Annotated in this window: 17 protein-coding genes and 1 tRNA gene; 7 read left to right on the top strand and 11 right to left on the bottom strand. The window is 62.2% G+C overall.

From position 1 onward, the window contains the following. Positions 1 to 128: 128 nt before the first annotated feature. The gene (locus B3397_RS05745) at positions 129 to 311 is read right to left on the bottom strand and encodes a PA3371 family protein (RefSeq protein WP_296248081.1); all 183 of its coding nucleotides are present in this window, start codon (positions 309 to 311) and stop codon (positions 129 to 131) included. 10 nt (positions 312 to 321) lie between these two features. Then, entirely contained in the window at positions 322 to 549 is a 228-nt protein-coding gene (locus B3397_RS05740) for a hypothetical protein (protein ID WP_296248079.1), read from the bottom strand. Positions 550 to 959: 410 nt separating this feature from the next. Here B3397_RS05740 and B3397_RS05735 point away from each other — a divergent pair. Further along, positions 960 to 1,031: transfer RNA gene (locus tag B3397_RS05735), tRNA-Arg, on the top strand. Between the two features lie 50 nt (positions 1,032 to 1,081). On the opposite strand, the gene B3397_RS05730 is transcribed toward B3397_RS05735, so the two are convergent. Then, positions 1,082 to 2,305, bottom strand: coding sequence for a zinc-dependent alcohol dehydrogenase (locus B3397_RS05730; protein ID WP_296248077.1), 1,224 nt, complete (start codon positions 2,303 to 2,305; stop codon positions 1,082 to 1,084). A 293-nt stretch (positions 2,306 to 2,598) separates the two neighbouring features. Between B3397_RS05730 and B3397_RS05725 the strand changes: the two genes are divergently transcribed. Then, positions 2,599 to 3,696 (top strand): alpha/beta hydrolase, encoded by a 1,098-nt coding sequence (locus B3397_RS05725; RefSeq protein WP_296248075.1) that lies wholly within the window; start codon positions 2,599 to 2,601, stop codon positions 3,694 to 3,696. A gap of 32 nt (positions 3,697 to 3,728) precedes the next feature. Here the strand turns inward: B3397_RS05725 and B3397_RS05720 are convergent, their stop codons facing one another. Next, complete coding sequence (locus tag B3397_RS05720; protein ID WP_296248073.1) at positions 3,729 to 4,148, bottom strand: response regulator; 420 nt, start codon at positions 4,146 to 4,148, stop codon at positions 3,729 to 3,731. 65 nt (positions 4,149 to 4,213) lie between these two features. Then, positions 4,214 to 4,480, bottom strand: coding sequence for a DUF6555 family protein (locus B3397_RS05715; RefSeq protein WP_296248071.1), 267 nt, complete (start codon positions 4,478 to 4,480; stop codon positions 4,214 to 4,216). Between the two features lie 181 nt (positions 4,481 to 4,661). Between B3397_RS05715 and B3397_RS05710 the strand changes: the two genes are divergently transcribed. The 3 genes from B3397_RS05710 (at position 4,662) to B3397_RS05700 (ending at position 7,856) form a co-directional block, all read left to right on the top strand. Beyond that, positions 4,662 to 4,871, top strand: coding sequence for a hypothetical protein (locus tag B3397_RS05710; protein WP_296248069.1), 210 nt, complete (start codon positions 4,662 to 4,664; stop codon positions 4,869 to 4,871). 227 nt (positions 4,872 to 5,098) lie between these two features. Beyond that, positions 5,099 to 7,183, top strand: coding sequence for a TonB-dependent receptor family protein (locus B3397_RS05705; protein WP_296248145.1), 2,085 nt, complete (start codon positions 5,099 to 5,101; stop codon positions 7,181 to 7,183). A 118-nt stretch (positions 7,184 to 7,301) separates the two neighbouring features. After that, the gene (locus B3397_RS05700; RefSeq protein ID WP_414704347.1) at positions 7,302 to 7,856 is read left to right on the top strand and encodes a sterol desaturase family protein; all 555 of its coding nucleotides are present in this window, start codon (positions 7,302 to 7,304) and stop codon (positions 7,854 to 7,856) included. Here B3397_RS05700 and B3397_RS05695 read toward each other — a convergent pair. The 5 genes from B3397_RS05695 to fni are packed head-to-tail and all read right to left on the bottom strand — an operon-like array spanning position 7,738 to position 13,712. Next, on the bottom strand, positions 7,738 to 8,739 hold the full coding sequence (locus tag B3397_RS05695; RefSeq protein ID WP_296248067.1) for a phytoene/squalene synthase family protein: 1,002 nt from the start codon (positions 8,737 to 8,739) through the stop codon (positions 7,738 to 7,740). The genes B3397_RS05700 and B3397_RS05695 overlap by 119 nt on opposite strands. Beyond that, positions 8,736 to 10,226 (bottom strand): phytoene desaturase, encoded by a 1,491-nt coding sequence (locus tag B3397_RS05690; RefSeq protein ID WP_296248066.1) that lies wholly within the window; start codon positions 10,224 to 10,226, stop codon positions 8,736 to 8,738. Before B3397_RS05690 ends, B3397_RS05695 begins: the two co-directional genes overlap by 4 nt. Continuing rightward, positions 10,223 to 11,389 (bottom strand): lycopene beta-cyclase CrtY, encoded by a 1,167-nt coding sequence (gene crtY, locus B3397_RS05685; RefSeq protein ID WP_296248064.1) that lies wholly within the window; start codon positions 11,387 to 11,389, stop codon positions 10,223 to 10,225. The genes B3397_RS05690 and crtY overlap by 4 nt, the downstream gene beginning before the upstream one ends. Then, on the bottom strand, positions 11,386 to 12,660 hold the full coding sequence (locus B3397_RS05680) for a glycosyltransferase (protein ID WP_296248063.1): 1,275 nt from the start codon (positions 12,658 to 12,660) through the stop codon (positions 11,386 to 11,388). The genes crtY and B3397_RS05680 overlap by 4 nt, the downstream gene beginning before the upstream one ends. Continuing rightward, positions 12,657 to 13,712: a type 2 isopentenyl-diphosphate Delta-isomerase gene (gene fni / locus B3397_RS05675; RefSeq protein WP_296248061.1), complete on the bottom strand. Its 1,056-nt coding sequence runs from the start codon at positions 13,710 to 13,712 to the stop codon at positions 12,657 to 12,659. The genes B3397_RS05680 and fni overlap by 4 nt, the downstream gene beginning before the upstream one ends. Before the next feature lie 252 nt (positions 13,713 to 13,964). Between fni and B3397_RS05670 the strand changes: the two genes are divergently transcribed. Then, positions 13,965 to 14,873, top strand: coding sequence for a polyprenyl synthetase family protein (locus B3397_RS05670; RefSeq protein ID WP_296248059.1), 909 nt, complete (start codon positions 13,965 to 13,967; stop codon positions 14,871 to 14,873). Between the two features lie 12 nt (positions 14,874 to 14,885). Here the strand turns inward: B3397_RS05670 and B3397_RS05665 are convergent, their stop codons facing one another. Continuing rightward, positions 14,886 to 15,134: a hypothetical protein gene (locus tag B3397_RS05665; protein ID WP_296248058.1), complete on the bottom strand. Its 249-nt coding sequence runs from the start codon at positions 15,132 to 15,134 to the stop codon at positions 14,886 to 14,888. A 213-nt stretch (positions 15,135 to 15,347) separates the two neighbouring features. On the opposite strand from B3397_RS05665, the gene B3397_RS05660 reads away from it, so the two are divergent. Then, positions 15,348 to 16,205 (top strand): SDR family oxidoreductase, encoded by an 858-nt coding sequence (locus B3397_RS05660; RefSeq protein WP_296248056.1) that lies wholly within the window; start codon positions 15,348 to 15,350, stop codon positions 16,203 to 16,205. Positions 16,206 to 16,306: the final 101 nt, after the last annotated feature.

The raw sequence follows: 16,306 nt of genomic DNA, 5'->3' as shown, positions 1-16,306 counted from the left end.
ATAGTGACATCCGGGCCATTTGCTAGCACTCATTTGAGCGGCTGACGAAATGCGGGGCTTGAGCGCTGCCGTTGCCGGGAATCGGGGCAGGAAAAGGTCGGGTTGACCGAGGTAAGCGCCTCGCCGCATCAGCGCAGCAGAGGGTCGAACTTGATCTTGCGGCCTTTGATAAGAGCCAGCACGAACAGGATCAGGCTAATGGCGCCAACGAACTTGAGTGTGGTGTCGAGCAGATCCGCGACCGGCATCATCATGACGCCAATCCAGCTACACAGGGCGAACAGCAGGAAAGTCACGGCGGATCTGGACATGGGCAGCCTCTTAGAATGTATAGCGTTCGGTGCGGTACTGGGCAACAGGCTCGCTGGCGCTTTGTGCAGCGATGACTGGGTTGATGCTGGTCATATTGGCCACACGCGCCATGGGCGGGGGCATCATCTGATCGGCGTGAACGTGAATGAGCGCGGGATCTTCCGCTTTTGACTGGAACTGGAACGACACCAGAGCGACTAAAGCCAGAGCATTCAAGACATAGAGGGCGCTATTCATCGTGCTGTCTCCGCGCGGTGGAGGTCTGTATGACCGCTGTTCATAGGGTTCTATACAGCAGGCGCCGTGCCAACCTGAATATGGCAATAAAAACCTTTAAAATCAGTGGTTTAGCTGCGAATTTAGGTCAGCAGTGCATGCATTATGCAATGGCTTGGAAAAACCGCGTTGCAAAATGCATGATAGCTTTAAAACAGCGGCGTACAGGGCCTGTGTAACGTCAGACGACAGACGGCCACGCGGTTACAGAAAATTGGCACGGCGCTAAGCCAAAAAAACCACTGACAGCATGACAAACGCTTACATGGTCGTTAACATGCACGCCGTCCGTCACCGCCGGCCCACGTCCATGTGGCCCGTCCGGTGTTTGCTGTCCATCAGAATGCGCGCGGTTTGTACGCTCACTCTATGTCCTTGTAGTTCAACGGATAGAACGGGGCCCTCCTAAGGCTCAGATGCAGGTTCGATTCCTGCCGGGGACACATCCTTTATCCGCCTGCACCTGTTTCGCCTCTGGGTTGAGCGCGAGGGTTTACAGCGCCGGAATACCCCCAATCATGTCCGTGGCCGGTGCCTCGATGTGGCCCTTGCCCGGTGTAAGAATGACCTTGCGGCAGTCCTCCTCCTTCTTGTCGAATATCTTGTAGCCTTCTGCCGCCTGTTCCAGCGACATCCGGTGGGTGATGATGGCCTCCGGAGAAATCTTTCCTCCCTCGATGCATTCGAGCAGTTCTGGCAAGTAGCGCTGAACGTGGGTCTGGCCCATGCGGAAGGTCAGGCCTTTGTCGAAAGCGTCGCCGAACATGAACCCGTGGATGAAACCGGCGTAGACACCCGGTACGCTGACCACGCCGCCGCGCCGTACTGCGGCGATGCACTGGCGCAGCGCCTTGCCGCTACTGCCCTCCAACTTCAGCGTTGCCAGAATGGTCTCGGTGGTGCTGCCTTTGGCTTCGAAGCCTACCGCATCCACCACACCGTCTACGCCGCGCATGCCGGGTGTCTGGCGGATGATGGTATCGGCGGGATCGTCGTCTTCGTCAAAGTTGATCGGTATGACCCCGTATGTCTGCTGCGCGTAAGCCAGTCGGTAGGGATGGTGGTCGACCATGAAGATCCGCTCCGCGCCCAGCATTCGTGCCACGGCGGCGCACAGCAGGCCGACCGGACCTGCACCATAGATGGCAATGCTGGAGCCGCTGCCGATCTCGGTGTTCTTCACTGCCTGGTAAGCAGTGGGAAGGATGTCCGAGAGAAACAGCACCTTCTCGTCAGCCAGGGTGCCAGGCACTTTGAAAGGCCCGGTATTGGCCTTCGGCACGCGCACATACTCCGCCTGTCCACCTGGAATGCCGCCATACAAATGGCTGAAGCCGAACAGCGCTGCCCCAGGCGGGATCGCTTTCTTGTTGAGGATCGCCCCGCGCCCGGTGTTGGTGGTCTCGCAGGCGGCGAACAGATCATGATTGCAGAAGAAGCAGCTGCCGCAGGCGATCACGAACGGAATCACGACACGATCGCCGCGACTCACTGCCGTCACGTCGCTGCCGACCTCCTCGACGATGCCCATGAACTCATGGCCGAAGATGTCGCCATGTTCGGTGGAAGGGATCTTGCCGCGGTACAGGTGCAGGTCCGAACCGCAGATGGCGGTCGCGGTGACTCTCAGAATGATGTCGTCGGATTCCTGCAGGGTAGGGTCCGGGACGGTGTCGACTTTGACGTCATGGGCGCCGTGGTAGGTAAGTGCTCGCATGGTCTTTATATGCCTTTGTTGTTGCGTGGGCTGATTCGCGACGTATGGCCGCTCCTACAGGGGCGCTCAAAGGCATCTGTCTTCAAGCGCCTGCATGCAGATGACGGAGCCCTGCTCTGGTAGTTCACCTGAGTCGATCAGCGACGTGCCGCCGGTGAGCATGCGGGAAGTCGCTCTACCGTTCGTCCCGCGTCGCTGAACATTCCTTGAACGATGGATGCGCAGGTCCTGACTGATATTTGGTGAGCACGCCAATAGGTCGGCCACGTCAATCAATCGCTGAGGAAACAAGAATGATAAAGAACCATCGCAAATGGCTTGTCGCAATGTCGGTCATCGGTGTCGCGGTGGCATTGCAAGGCTGTGCTCGTGACCCCGAAAAGCGTTCAGTGTCAGAGCTGGCGGTCAGCGGTACGAAAAGCCTGTTCCGCACTGAGTCGGACATGCAAACGGTGCTGAACAAATTCGCCAGCTTCGATGCCAAGGCCGTGGAGAAGATCACCCCGGCCGAAGCGCGGTTGCAGCCCACCATGGCAGATGCGGTCAAGGGCGTCCTTGCCGACCAGAAGCGCGACAGCACGCCCACCGCCCTGGTGCCGGGCGTAACGTCCCGAGAAACCACCGTACCGGGCGCTGGCGGCGCCATGCCGGCAACTGTCTACACCCCAGAGGGCAGTGGGCCGTTTCCGGTCGTGTTGTATTTCCATGGCGGTGGCTGGGTGTTTGCCGATCGCAAGGTATACGACGGCGGTGCACGCGGCCTGGCTAAACAAGCCAACGCTGTAGTGGTTTCGGTCGATTATCGCCGGGCTCCGGAAAACAAATTCCCCGCTGCACACGATGATGCGCTGGCGGCCTACCGTTGGCTGGCGAGCAACGCGGCCACCCTCAACGGCGACCCCAAGCGCCTGGCGTTGGCGGGGGAAAGCGCGGGGGGCAATCTGGCCGTGGCGACGGCTGTCGCTGCGCACAAGGCTGGCCTGACGGCGCCCAAGCACGTGCTGTCGGTTTATCCGGTGGCACAATCCAACACCGATACCGAGTCGTACCTCAAGTACGCCGATGCCATGCCGCTCAACCGACCAATGATGTTGTGGTTCATTGCGCAGGTTACCTCCAGTCCGGCGGATGCCAAGGACCCGCGGATCGACCTGGTCCACGCCAATCTGCAAGGGCTGCCACCTGTGACGGTCATCAATGCCGAGATCGATCCATTGCGTGACGATGGCGCGCAGTTGGAGCAAGCGCTGCGCAAGGCGGGGGTGAGTGTCGAGCGCAAGGTCTACCCGGGCGTGACCCACGAGTTCTTCGGGACCGCGGCAGTGGTTGAAAAGGCTGAGCAGGCACAAGCCTATGCTGGCCAACGCTTGAAAGCCGATCTGGCGAAATAAGCCGATGAGCACCGACCGGCCCGACGGGCCGGTCAGTCTTTGAGAGAGAAGGTCGGGTCCGACACCTGGGCAGCGGCTCTACGCTGGGCCTTGCGATCGGCCAGCGCCCTGCGACACACCATGCCGATTTCGCGAGAGTGCCAGGGCTTGGGCACGAAGATGGGCACACACCCTGAATCCAGTCGCTGCTGCCCGCGCACGGCGGAAGACAGGATCATGGGTATGTGGGGCCAGCGCCGGTACGCCAGGTTGGCCAGATCGATGCCGTCCAGAGACCCAGGCATGTGAATATCCGAAAAGATCAGATCGACGTTGCCTGCCTGCTGGTGCAGGTACGTCCAGGCCTCGTCGGCTGTTTCGAACGCCACGACGTGGAAGGCTTCGTTTTCAAGGATGTCGTGTATCAATACCCTGATGACCCAGTCGTCCTCCACCAGGAGAACGGTCGGCAAAGCAATAGGTTCTTCGGTCCGATTTATCATGTGCATGGGACTAGGTCGCCATGCAGATGTTCCCCTCAAAACTGCGTCTGAGCGCCTACAGGTGCCGTTGCAGGCTGTCCGGAGGCTCTCCAGCGTACCTCGGATATGCCATATTGCTCGGCTTCAGCCTTGCCGACTTTCTTTATCTTCTCGCGACCGAATTTGGGGATGATCCCCACACCGGCATCGCAGCTTGCCCAATGCCATGCATCGGCCGCGTTGAGCTGGGGTAGACGGATGATGAACGACTTCTCGGCGCCGTGAAGTCGGTAATCGATGATGAACAGAGTGGGGTTTGCCATGGTGATCTCCAGCGTTGACTCAAGATGGAGCCCATGGCGAAGAAAAAGGTCCAATTATTATCGGTTGGTGCGACGATCTGCCGCCGACGGAGTTCGGATGCCCTGGCGCAGGGAGACGCCAGGGGCCATTTATGAGTAAGCTATTTGCGCCCCAACCGATGCAATCGAGGCCTGGCCATTGATGACTGAAGACCAAGTCAACTACAAGCGCTTGTTGACCCTGATAGAGGCTGCCGACTGGCAGGCCTTCGGCAGTGATGACGGCTTTGCGCTGCGCGCGTTGATGCTGGTGGGTTACGTGATCACTCGGGTAACGCCTGAAGGCAAGACGCGCCTGGCCCTGACGGCCAAAGGTCAGACCTACCTGAAGACTCTTTGCAGCCAGACGTAATCTGCGCCTGCTGATGTGCTCGCACGCCCGCGGCGAGCGTCCATCCCTCTCCGACACCATCACCTTTCGGCCCCCGGCCGTGGGGTGAGCCGCGTCCGTGCCTATTTAGCGTTCAAGGATCACCGTACATGCCGCAACAGCGTCCACTCACTTTGCCTGTGCCCCGTTGCGCTGGGCCGATTTCCCATTCTCGCCGGCTTGCCTGGTCGCTGCTCGGCGTCGGGGTGATGGTGGGTTCGGCTCAGGCCGCCGAGGTGCAGGTCATGCAGTTGCCGTCGGTGGAGGTCAGCGGGGAAGACTACAGCGAGATCCAGGCCGCGCAGGACGCGTTGCACACGATCCCGGGCGCCAGCAACCTGGTGGATATGGCGGAAGTGGCGTCGGGGCGTATCTCTGGCAATGAGGACCTGTTCAGGTACCAGGCTGGGATATACGCCAAGGCCGCGAACAATGAGGGGGCGAAGATATCCATTCGCGGCTCGGGCATCAACCGCGGACCGGGTGCCCATGCGTCCGGGATCTACCAGATGTTCGACGGCTTGCCACTGACCGGCCCGGGCGGTACGCCTTACGAATTGCTCGAGCCGTTGTGGTTGAGCCGGGTCGAAGTGCTGCGCGGCGCCAACGGATTCGATCGTGGGTCGTTGGCGTTGGGCGGTGCGATCGATTACATCACCCACACCGGCTACGACGCGCCGCGCTTGCAGCTGCGCTATGAAGCCGGCAGCCACGGCTATACCAAGCGCCAGATCAGCTCAGGACAAGTGCTGGGCGATGCCGACTACTATGTCTCGCTTACCGACTCTAGATACGACGGCTATCAGGACCACAGCGCCGGCAGCAGCCAGGGCGTTGCAGCAAATTTCGGTTATCGGTTCAGCCCCGAACTGGAAACGCGTTTCTACTTTCGCTACCGCGAAACCGACAACGACACGCCGGGTCGGCTCACCCGCTACCAGATCAGCCATGATCCCCGTGCTGCCAGTGCAGTCAACGTTGCTCGCGATTCCAAGCGGCTGCAGCCGGGCAGTACCTGGATTGCCAACAAGACCACCTGGCATCTGGATGACAGCTCCAAGGTGGTCGCCGGCCTGGTGTATCACGATTACCCCATGGACCTGCGCGAGGGTACCAATCGCATGAAGGTAGCCTACACCGATGTCAGCGCCACTCTGGATTACAGTCGTGACGACTTGCTGTTCGGCCATCAGAGCAAGACTACAGTGGGTTTTCGCAGTACCACGGCGCTGCCCAACAGCGGTGTGTCGGAACATGTACGTACGCCGGTGGGCAATACCGCCGGTTACCCGGTGGGTACCCGAACGCGGGATTACAGCTATCTGGGCTCGGACAATGTGCTGCATCTGAGCAACGAATTGGAGCTGATGCCCGATCTGTGGCTGACTACCGGTCTGGCCGCCATCTATACCCGCCGGCAGACCGAAGTGACCTACCCGGTCAACAGCGATCGCACCAGCCTGCACGATTGGGACTACGCCCCGCGGCTGGGGTTGCGCTATGACTATCGGGCCGATCTTCAGGTGTTCGGTAACCTCAGCCGTTCGGTAGAGCCGCCGCACCCGTGGTCGATGATCTGGGGTTCGAACCTGTATTTTCCGGCGGGTAGTGGTGCCGCGACAGGCTTGCAACGTGCCGGTGTGAAGCTTCAGAACCAGACCGCGACCACCCTGGAACTGGGCGGGCGTGGGCAAGCCTGGTTCGGCCAGTGGGATCTGGCGTGGTACTACTCCCAGGTCCGCCACGAGCTGCTCAGCGTCGAAACCCAGGCGGCTACGGCCACCACTTCCCAGGTCATTGGCGAAAGCAATGCCAGCCCAACCATTCACCAGGGGGTAGAGTTGGCGTTGGACAGCCCACTGTGGGACGGCGGCGCGCGAGGCAAGCTGGCACTGCGCCAGGCGTACACCTTCAGCGACTTCCACTATGAGGACGATCAACGCTTCGGTTCCAATCCGCTGCCGGGTATTCCGGTGCACTATTACCAGGCTGAACTGCGCTATAGCCACCCCAGTGGCGTCTATACCGGTATCAACGTGCAGCACGCCTCCAAGGTGGCGGTGGACTATGCCAACTCCTACGATGCCGCGCCCTATACGCTGTTCGGCGCGACCTTGGGGTACGCCGCGCCCAGCGAATCGTGGCAAACCTGGCTGGATGTGCGCAATCTGACCAATGAGCGTTACGCCAGTACCGTTACCCCCGGCTACGACGATCAGGGCCTCGACGCCGCCCGTTCGACCCCTGGCGATGGTCTGGGGGTGTATGCGGGCGTGTCCTGGAGCTTGCGCTGAGGATGCGGTCGATTCGCAGCAGATGGGTGGAATGGTCAGGCCTGGGCCCGCGGGTTATCCTCAGGGCCGCACATGCGTTCCTTTACATGAATGCGTTTACATGAATGCCTTTACATGAATGGATCCGAGAATAGCCGTGATCGTCAATGCCCTGATCTTCTTCGTTACCCTGGCCGCCATGGAAGGGGTGGCCTACCTGGCCCATAAATACCTGATGCATGGGTGGGGCTGGGGCTGGCATCGCTCGCACCACGAGCCCCGCAACGGCTGGTTCGAAAAGAACGACCTGTATGCGTTGGTGTTCGCCGTGTTGGCGATCATTCTGATTGCCGCCGGCACGCAGGGCGCCCATCCCCTGGAATGGATCGGCGCCGGCATGACCGGTTACGGCCTGCTGTACTTCATCGTTCACGATGGTCTGGTGCACCGGCGCTGGCCGCTCAAACTCGTGCCACGCAGCGGCTATCTGAAACGGTTGTACCAGGCTCATCTGATGCACCACGCGGTGGAGGGCAAGGAGCGCTGCGTGTCGTTCGGTTTCCTTTATGCGCCTTCTACCGCTCGCCTGCGGGCTCAATTGCGCGACTTGCATCAGGGGCCGCTGCGCAAGGCCGATGAGGGCGCTGCCACAAGCCCGTCGGCCGATCGGGCCAGCGCCGCCAACGCCGAGTAACGGCCTGCCACAGCCCGGTCAGGGCCGCGCCAAGCTTTTGCACCTTGGAGGTCGACACCCGCCCGTCCCAGGCTTGCGGCCCCGCAGCGACCACCTGGACGCCAATCTGCCGGTACACCGCAGCCGCCGTGGCCACCGCCCAGGCCGAACGCCAGGGCAGGGCGGGCAGGCCGGCATGGGCGCTGCGGTAGTAAGGTTCAGCCATGTCCACCAACCGTTTGGCCAGTACCGCCAGTGCCGGGCGATAGATCGGATCGGTCAGGTGCTGCGGGTCGATGTTCATTTCGGCCAGCCACTGCGCGGGCAGGTAACAGCGCCCGACCTTGGCATCCTCGACGATATCCCGGGCAATATTGCTCAGCTGAAACGCCAGACCCAAATCGCAAGCGCGGTCCAGGGTCCGCTCATCCTGCGCCCCCATGACCCTGGCCATCATCAGGCCGACCACCCCCGCTACGTGATAGCAGTAGCTCAAGGTGTCCTCGACGCTGGCGTAATGGCGCTCGACCACGTCCATTGCAAAACCGTCCAGATGCTCCTGGGCGTGGCGTTCGGGAATGTGGTGCTTGCGCACCACCTGGCGCAGCGCCGCGAATGCCGGCTCGGTCAGCACAGCGCCGGCATACACCGCCCGGGTCTGGACCTGCAGGCGCGCCAAACGCACGCGAGCCTCGGCCGGGCTGATCGGTACGGCATCGTGGCCGGCCTGCTGGCCGTCGATCACGTCGTCGCAGTGTCGACACCAGGCGTAGAGCATCACCGCGCTGCGGCGGGTAGGCTCGTCGAACAGTTTCGAGGCCGCGGCAAAGCTCTTCGAGCCGACCGCGATGCTCTGGCTGGCGTGGTCGATCAGCGCACTGTCTTCAGGCGTAGCGGTGGTCATGCTCCCAGATCCTCCAGCATCAGGCGCGCCGTGGCCTTGGCGGAGCCGATCACCCCGGGTACGCCAGCGCCGGGGTGGGTTCCAGCGCCCACCAGGTAAACGTTGCCCAACTGCGCGTCGCGGTTGTGCGGCCGAAACCAGGCGCTTTGCTGCAACACCGGTTCCAGCGAGAACGCCGAGCCCAGATGAGCGTTGAGCTCATCTCGAAAGTCGTGGGGCGTGAAGATGCGGCTGGTCACCAGATCTTCCCGCAGCCCCGGCATGTAGTGCTGCTCAAGATAGGCGAAAATGCGGTCTCGGTAGCGCGGGCCCTCCACGGCCCAGTCGATTTCAGCGTTGCCCAGGTGGGGAACTGGCGACAGCACGTAATGGCTGGAGCAGCCTGGGGGTGCCAGGCTGGGGTCGGTGACGCAGGGTGCGTGCAGGTAGAGCGAAAAATCCTCTGCCAGACCGGGGCCTTTGAAAATCTCGTCGATCAGGCCGCGATAGCGTTGACCGAAGCAGACGGTGTGGTGTTGCAACTGCGGCTGCGGTCGCTTCAGGCCAAAATGAATCACGAACAGTGAATTGCTGAAACGCTTGCTCTTGAGCCGCTTGCCTTCCTGCTGTCCGCGAGGATGCGCGCCCAGCAGATCGGTGTAGGTGTGCACCACGTCGGCATTGGAGGCGACACAATCGGCCTGCCAGCGGCGGCCGTCCTTGGCCCGTACCGCAGTGGCGCAGCCGTTGTCGACGTCGATGGCGGCGATGTCGGCGTTGAGTTCCAACGTGCCGCCCAGATCCTGGAACAGCTTGACCATGCCTTGCACCAAGGCACCGGTCCCCCCCTTGGGAAACCACACCCCCCACTGGCGCTCCAGGGCATGGATCAGGGTGTAGATCGATGAGGTAGCGAAGGGGTTGCCGCCGACCAGCAGCGAGTGAAAAGAGAACGCCTGGCGTAGCTTGTCGTGCTCGATGAAGCGCGAAACCATCGAGTAGACGCTGCGCCAGGCTTGCAACCGCGCCAGTTGCGGGCCGGCCTGGAGCATGTCGCGAAACGACAGGAACGGCACGGCGCCCAGCTTCAGGTAGCCTTCCTCGAATACGGCCTTGGAATACGCCAGAAAGCGTTGGTAGCCCGCCACGTCGTTGGGGTTCAAGGCATGGATCTGGCGGTCGAGGCTGGCCTGGTCGTTGGCGTAGTCGAACTGCGTGCCGTCTTCCCAGCACAGTCGATAGAACGGAGCCACCGGCAGCATCTCGACGTAGTCGGCCAGCTTCTTGCCGCTCAAGGTGAACAGTTCTTCGATCGCGCTCGGGTCGGTGATCACCGTAGGCCCCGCGTCGAAGGTAAAGCCCTGGTCGCGGTACACGTAGGCGCGACCGCCGGGTTGATCACGCTTTTCCAGCAGGGTGGTGCGGATGCCCGCTGCCTGCAGGCGGATGGCCAAGGCCAGGCCGCCGAATCCCGCACCGATCACGATGGCGGTTTTGTTGTGGCTCATGAGCGGTTCTCGTCTGGCTGGGGCGAATATTGGAGGGCAGCGCGCAGGGCTTCGCCCAGCGGTACCGGCGGTTTGCCCATCAGGATGCGGGCTTTGTCGGCAGCATGGCTGGTACCGGCATAGAAGCGCTCGATCAGGGGTTCGGACAGGCCATAGAAGCGCTGCATGACCTGCCAGCGGTTGTCTGGCTGCCCGGCGAGGAAGAGCATACGGTTGAGCAGCCGATAGAAGCGCTGCTGGCGCCACTGTTCCTGGGCGTGTTGGCGAAGGCCCTGATGCAGCGCCGCGGCTGATTGCTGCGGTTGGGCGGCGAACCATTCGGCCAGACGCACTGCATAAGGCAGCGAGTAGCCTGTGGTGCAATGGAACAGGCCGGCGCGCAGCCCGGACATGGGTTGGTCGAAGGCGGCGTTCCAGTAGGCGTCGAAGTCGCCCGCCAAGGTAATGGGCAACACGCCTTGTTCTTCGCGCAGACACTCAGCGACCTGCCAGCCCTGCCATTGCACGTATTGCGCGATGTGTTCGCGCAGCTGCTCGGTGCTCAGGCTGACCTGATCGACATAGTGGGTGTCCTCTACCAGTACGGTATCGGCGGAAAACGGCAGGACATAGACAAAGCGATAGCCTTCCCCCTGATTGACCCGCGCATCCATGATGATCGGCGCCAACAGGCCATGGGGACGTTGCAGCCGCAGCAATTGGCCAAGGAAGGCCTGGCGGCCAAGACGCATGTGGGGGCTGACTTGGGCGCCGCGGCCATCGATGACCGCGCGAGCGCTGAGGTACTCGCCGCTGGCCAGTCGTACGTGCTCCGGACCCAGCTCCGTGATTTTCTGTCCGGTGCGCAGTGCGGGGCCCAGGTCGTGGCCGATGACCTCGGCAAAGCGTTCGCTGGTGATGCTTGCATAGCCGCTGTGCAGGACCCGGGAGCGCTGTGGAAAATGCACCTGATAGCTCGGCCAGCGTTTGACCACCAGCGGCTCGATCCAGTGGTGCTGCGCAGCTGTCAGGTCGCCGTCGTGAAACGACCAGGTATGGTTGCCGCCCAGCTGCGGCTGTTGTTCCAGGCACAGGACGTCCAGGTCGGGCCGCAGCTGGCGCAGCCGCCAGGCAATCAGGCCGTTGGCCAGGCCGCCACCGGCCAGGATCAGGTCATGATTCATAGGCAGGCTCCCGCCATCACCGGGCGCCGTGCGGCCACGGCTTGCTCGACGATCGCCGCAGCCGTGGCTGCGCCGCCGCAGCGTTGCAGCTCGGCGGTCATGGGTTCGAAGCCGGGCATCGGCATGGTGAGCAGTCCTTTGAGTGATTCGCCAATGCGGCCTGCACGGGCATGGCGCGACAGGTGCACGCCGACGCGGCGGTAGCTGACCCGTGCGGCCACGCCGGGCTGATCGAAGGCAATGGGCATGACCAGCATCGGCGTGCGGTGGGCAATGGCGTCCAGCACGGTGTTCAGGCCACCGTGGGTGACCACCGCGTCGGCTCGCTCGATGGCCCACTGTTGGGGCGCGAAGTCAGTGACCCAGCTGGCGCCGCGTGCCACCAGGCGTCGCTCCTGCGCACTGTTCAGATGCCCGCAGTGGGCAATCAGCAACTGCGTATCGAGACGCTGGCAAGCCTGGGCGATGCGCTGGAACATTGCCATGCGTTCACCTTGCAGTGTGCCCAGGCTGGCAAACACAAAAGCCCGCGTGGGGTCGATGGGCCACGCTCCCTGGGCGGCGGCCTCAGGTACGCGCAACGGCCCGACAGCATGGAAGTGCGGGGGCAGGGCACGGCGAGGGAAATCGAAGCTGGTCACGGTCTGGCTGATCTGTGCCAGGGGGGACAGGCAGTCATGCAAGGCATCCCGTGGCGCAATGCCGAGGGTCTGACAGGCTTTATGGATTTGCTGGCCCAAAGGTCCCATCAGCCAGTCGTAGACCCGAGTGCTGCCCTGGTACATCTGCAGCTGCCGCGCTTCGGTCCCGTAGGCGAACGGCATGACCGGCAACGGCAGGCCGGGCTCGCGGTTGATCGGCAAGGCACAGGCGACCGAAACGAACGGCAAACCCAGGCTTTCGCCTACCAGCCCACCTGCAGCCTCCATCTGATCGCAGATCAGCGCGTCCACGCCGTGGGCCGCCAGCGCCTGGGGCAGCTGGGCGCAGAGCATCGCCGTGGTGGTGCCCAGCTCGACGATGATCTGGCGCAGCCCCCATGGGCTGGTCGGGTGAGCCGCCCGGCGCAGCGTGCGCTGCAAGCTGCCGGCAGGGTGCGTGGCAAGGCCTACGGGGCAGAAGCCTATGCGAGGGTCGGACAGCCAGCGAGCTGCGTCGGCCTGATGAAAGAAGGTGACCCGATGACCTCGCTCCAGCAATTGCCCGGCTAGGGCCTGCAATGCCTGGAAATGACTGTAATAAGGTGGAGCGACGACACCGAAATGACTCATCGACCCGCCACCGGCGCCAGGCTCGTTTCCAGCAACGGGGCGCGGCGCAGGGCGGCAAGGCTGGCTGAGCCGGTGCAGAAACAGGCGATGCGCAACTGGCGAATGATGACTTCGAAATGTTCGACCACAGCGTCGGTGGACAAGGTAGCACCACGCAGTACGCTGGCGGCTTGCCCCACCAGGTCGGCCCCCAGGCGAATGGCTTTGGCCGCATCGACACCATCACGTACCCCGCCAGACGCAATCAGGCGAACCTGGGGCAGCGCCGCGCGCACGCTTTGCAGGCAGTGGGCGGTGGGAATTCCCCAGCCGGCGAACGCCATCGCCACCGCGCGGTCGGCAGGGCTGGCGGCGCGTTCGCCCTCCACTGCGGCCCAACTGGTACCTCCGGCTCCGGCAATATCGATGACCTGCACACCGGCTTCGACCAGCGCCGAGGCGACGCTGGCCGACAGGCCGGCGCCGACCTCCTTGACGATCACCGGCACCCCCAGCAGCGCCGTGGCCTGGGCGATGTGCTCCAGCACGCCGCGCCAGTCGCGATCACCGCCTGCCTGCACCGCCTCCTGCAGCGGATTGAGATGAATGATCAGACCGTCGGCTTCAATGGTGTCTACGGCACGACGGGCCAGGTCCAGCCCTTGAACCTCCAGCAGTTGCGCGCCGCCGATGTTGGCCAGCAGCGGTATGTCCGGGGCGATGCGCCGCAGCTCGCGAGTCAGGCCCTGATCGTTGCCTGTTTGCAGGCTGACCCGTTGCGAACCGACGCCCATGGCGATGCCCAGGGCCTGCGCTGCTTCGGCCAGGTGCCGGTTGATGGCGACCGCCCGGTAGGCGCCGCCGGTCATGGAGCTGATCAGCAGGGGCGCTTGCAGGGCTATACCCAACAGCGAGCTGCTCAGGTCGATGTCGGCCAATTTCAGTTCGGGCAGTGCACAATGCTCGAAGGTGAAGGCGTCCCACCCAGCGTTGGCGCGAGTGCCCGCCTTGTGCGGGTCCAGAACGATATCCAGATGGTCATCCTTGCGTTGACTCAACTCGCTGTGGTTCATGCCAGCTCCTTAGCCAGGAATCATTTGCTGCTCGGTGCGGTCTGTCTGAAAGTAGAGGCTTGTACCCTGTGCGGATATTCGCATAACGTGTGTACATATTCACATGCTCAGGCAACTGCGGTAATCAGTGGTTCCTTCAGGACCTGGTCTTGCCGCATCGATCCGGTCGAGGGTTGGAATTATTTGTCGTTGTGAATGCTCGAACGCCAATACCCTCCGGCTGCTGCGGGACCTTAAATAAAAGAGGGAACAATGACAGTACACTCGTCCGTGATAATCGACAGTGGCTTTACACAGCAGCTCACGCAGATGCGCGCCACGGTGGAATCACGCCTGGACGCTTTGTTGCCGGCGGCCAGCCATGAACGGGACCTGGTCGCGACTGCCATGCGCCATGGCGCACTGGCGCCGGGCAAACGCATGCGCCCCATCCTGTTGATGCTGGCATCCAACGGCCTGGGTGGGGACGAGCAGGCAGCGCTCGATCTGGGCTGCGCGGTGGAGATGATCCACGCGGCCTCTCTGGTGCTCGACGACATGCCGTGCATGGACAATGCGCAGATGCGCCGTGGCAACGTGACGACCCACCTGGCCTTTGGCGAAGACGTCGCGATTCTTGCGGCGGTGTCGTTGCTGTCCCGCGCGTTTGGTGTCGTGGCAACCATCCAAGGCGTTCTGCCCCAGGTGCGTACGCAATTGGTAGCAATCATGGCCAACGCGATTGGCGTTCATGGTCTGGCCTGCGGGCAACTGCAGGATTTGCGAGAGGGCTTGCATCCGCGCACGGCGGATGAGATCGCGGCCACCAACAACCTGAAAACCGGAGTGCTGTTCAGCGCCATCATGGACATGGCGTATCTAATCAGCGGAGCGCCGGAATTCGTGCGCCCGGTGCTGCAGAATTTCGCCATGGAGCTGGGGCAAGCCTTTCAGCTCTACGACGACCTGCAGGACCACAGCCCCGACAGCGCTAAGGATCAAGGCAAGGATGACGGCAAATCAACCTTCGTTGCATTGTGCGGCGAGGCTGAAGTGCGGCGTCGGCTTCGAGTTCATCTGGGGCGAGCCCAGGAGTGCCTGGAAAATGCCTACGCTCACGGCGACCCCATCAGCCGCTATCTGCACCTGATCTTCGCCAAGGCTACAGAGAGCGGGATGTGAGCAGGGCGAAGATCACGCCTCGGCTTTTTTCGCCGCCTCGACGCCAGCGCTGCTGAGCTTGATGGGGAATTCGACGGTGGGCTCATGGTCCTCGACCGACACCGGATGGCCTTGCACAAGGCCTTTCTCCTGCAGGGTCTTGATGATGCCGGCCACCACCTTTTCGCCGCGATAGTTGTCGAGGATTTCCTTGCCCAGTCCCGCCGGGTGGGCGTGCAACAGGCGGGTCAGTACTTCTTTCTCCAGTTCAACGTTGCTCATAGATGCCTCTCTGGCTTTCGGGTGAGTTGTGTAACTGTGTCCATAGGTGTGACAGAGGGGGCGCGGAGAGATTCCTCTGGATGTTGTTCGGTCATGGCGTGGTGAGAGGCCCCCCACTGCAAATCCCTCGGAAACAATCAGATCAAACTTATTCCGCTTTGAACCAGTCGACTTCCAACAGGGCAACCCCGCCCATATCGCCAGGAGGAAGACATGGCCAATTATCCCACCCCGCCGTTCGAGCCACAGCAGCAGCCGGTGCCCGGTCAGCAGAGCAAGATGTCGCCACTCCCCGATTGTGGCGAAACCAGCTACAAGGGCTCCGGTCGGCTGAGCAACAAGATTGCCTTGATCACCGGCGGCGACAGTGGCATCGGTCGGGCCGTCGCCATCGCGTTTGCCCGGGAGGGCGCCGATGTGGCGATTTCATACCTCGATGAACACGATGATGCTCAGGAAACCGCACGCTGGGTCGAAGAGGCGGGGCGCCAGTGCCTGCTTCTGCCCGGAGACCTGGCCGACCGCGAGCATTGCTCAGCCATCGTCAGCAAGACTGCCGAGCGTTTTGGCCGTATCGATGTGTTGGTCAACAACGCCGCCTTTCAGATGAGCCATAAATCTTTGGAGGAAATCTCCGACGAGGAATGGGTCAAGACGTTCGACATCAACATCACCGCGATCTTTCGCATCTGCAAGGCGGCGCTACCGTTCATGGCCGCTGGCAGCTCGATCATCAACACCAGTTCGGTGAATTCGGACATGCCCAAGCCGACGCTGCTGCCGTACGCGACCACCAAGGGTGCCATTGCCAACTTCACCGGTGGCTTGGCGCAGATGTTGGGTGAGCGCGGTATCCGGGTGAACAGTGTGGCACCAGGGCCGATCTGGACGCCGCTGATCGTGGCAACCATGCCGCCTGAAGACGTCAAAAGCTTTGGCGAGGAGACCCCGCTCGGTCGTCCCGGTCAGCCTGTGGAAGTGGCGCCGATCTACGTGCTGCTGGCCTCGGATGAGAGCAGCTACATCTCGGGATCGAGGTATCCAGTGACGGGGGGCAAGCCCATTCTCTGAGTGGGCTGGGGGCCGATGCTGTTCGGCCCCGTTCTCACCCGGTTAAGCAGCCAAATATTTGGCGTAGGTCGTCAAATAGCGGTCGTTCAGACTGTATCGTG

The organism is Pseudomonas sp. UBA4194 (assembly GCF_002379585.1).
In the GTDB taxonomy this organism is placed as follows: domain Bacteria; phylum Pseudomonadota; class Gammaproteobacteria; order Pseudomonadales; family Pseudomonadaceae; genus Aquipseudomonas.
This window is presented reverse-complemented; position numbering and strand designations above follow the sequence as displayed.

Excerpts from the sequence above, each read along its gene's own strand:
- B3397_RS05660 (WP_296248056.1), top strand. The coding sequence starts at position 15,348 with ATGGCCAATTATCCCACCCCGCCGTTCGAGCCACAGCAGCAGCCGGTG.
- B3397_RS05695 (WP_296248067.1), bottom strand. The coding sequence starts at position 8,739 with ATGACCACCGCTACGCCTGAAGACAGTGCGCTGATCGACCACGCCAGC.
- B3397_RS05680 (WP_296248063.1), bottom strand. The coding sequence starts at position 12,660 with ATGAGTCATTTCGGTGTCGTCGCTCCACCTTATTACAGTCATTTCCAG.
- B3397_RS05710 (WP_296248069.1), top strand. The coding sequence starts at position 4,662 with ATGACTGAAGACCAAGTCAACTACAAGCGCTTGTTGACCCTGATAGAG.
- crtY (WP_296248064.1), bottom strand. The coding sequence starts at position 11,389 with ATGAATCATGACCTGATCCTGGCCGGTGGCGGCCTGGCCAACGGCCTG.
- B3397_RS05730 (WP_296248077.1), bottom strand. The coding sequence starts at position 2,305 with ATGCGAGCACTTACCTACCACGGCGCCCATGACGTCAAAGTCGACACC.
- B3397_RS05700 (WP_414704347.1), top strand. The coding sequence starts at position 7,302 with ATGGATCCGAGAATAGCCGTGATCGTCAATGCCCTGATCTTCTTCGTT.
- B3397_RS05715 (WP_296248071.1), bottom strand. The coding sequence starts at position 4,480 with ATGGCAAACCCCACTCTGTTCATCATCGATTACCGACTTCACGGCGCC.
- B3397_RS05690 (WP_296248066.1), bottom strand. The coding sequence starts at position 10,226 with ATGAGCCACAACAAAACCGCCATCGTGATCGGTGCGGGATTCGGCGGC.
- B3397_RS05670 (WP_296248059.1), top strand. The coding sequence starts at position 13,965 with ATGACAGTACACTCGTCCGTGATAATCGACAGTGGCTTTACACAGCAG.
- B3397_RS05705 (WP_296248145.1), top strand. The coding sequence starts at position 5,099 with ATGGTGGGTTCGGCTCAGGCCGCCGAGGTGCAGGTCATGCAGTTGCCG.
- B3397_RS05665 (WP_296248058.1), bottom strand. The coding sequence starts at position 15,134 with ATGAGCAACGTTGAACTGGAGAAAGAAGTACTGACCCGCCTGTTGCAC.
- B3397_RS05745 (WP_296248081.1), bottom strand. The coding sequence starts at position 311 with ATGTCCAGATCCGCCGTGACTTTCCTGCTGTTCGCCCTGTGTAGCTGG.
- B3397_RS05725 (WP_296248075.1), top strand. The coding sequence starts at position 2,599 with ATGATAAAGAACCATCGCAAATGGCTTGTCGCAATGTCGGTCATCGGT.
- B3397_RS05740 (WP_296248079.1), bottom strand. The coding sequence starts at position 549 with ATGAATAGCGCCCTCTATGTCTTGAATGCTCTGGCTTTAGTCGCTCTG.
- fni (WP_296248061.1), bottom strand. The coding sequence starts at position 13,712 with ATGAACCACAGCGAGTTGAGTCAACGCAAGGATGACCATCTGGATATC.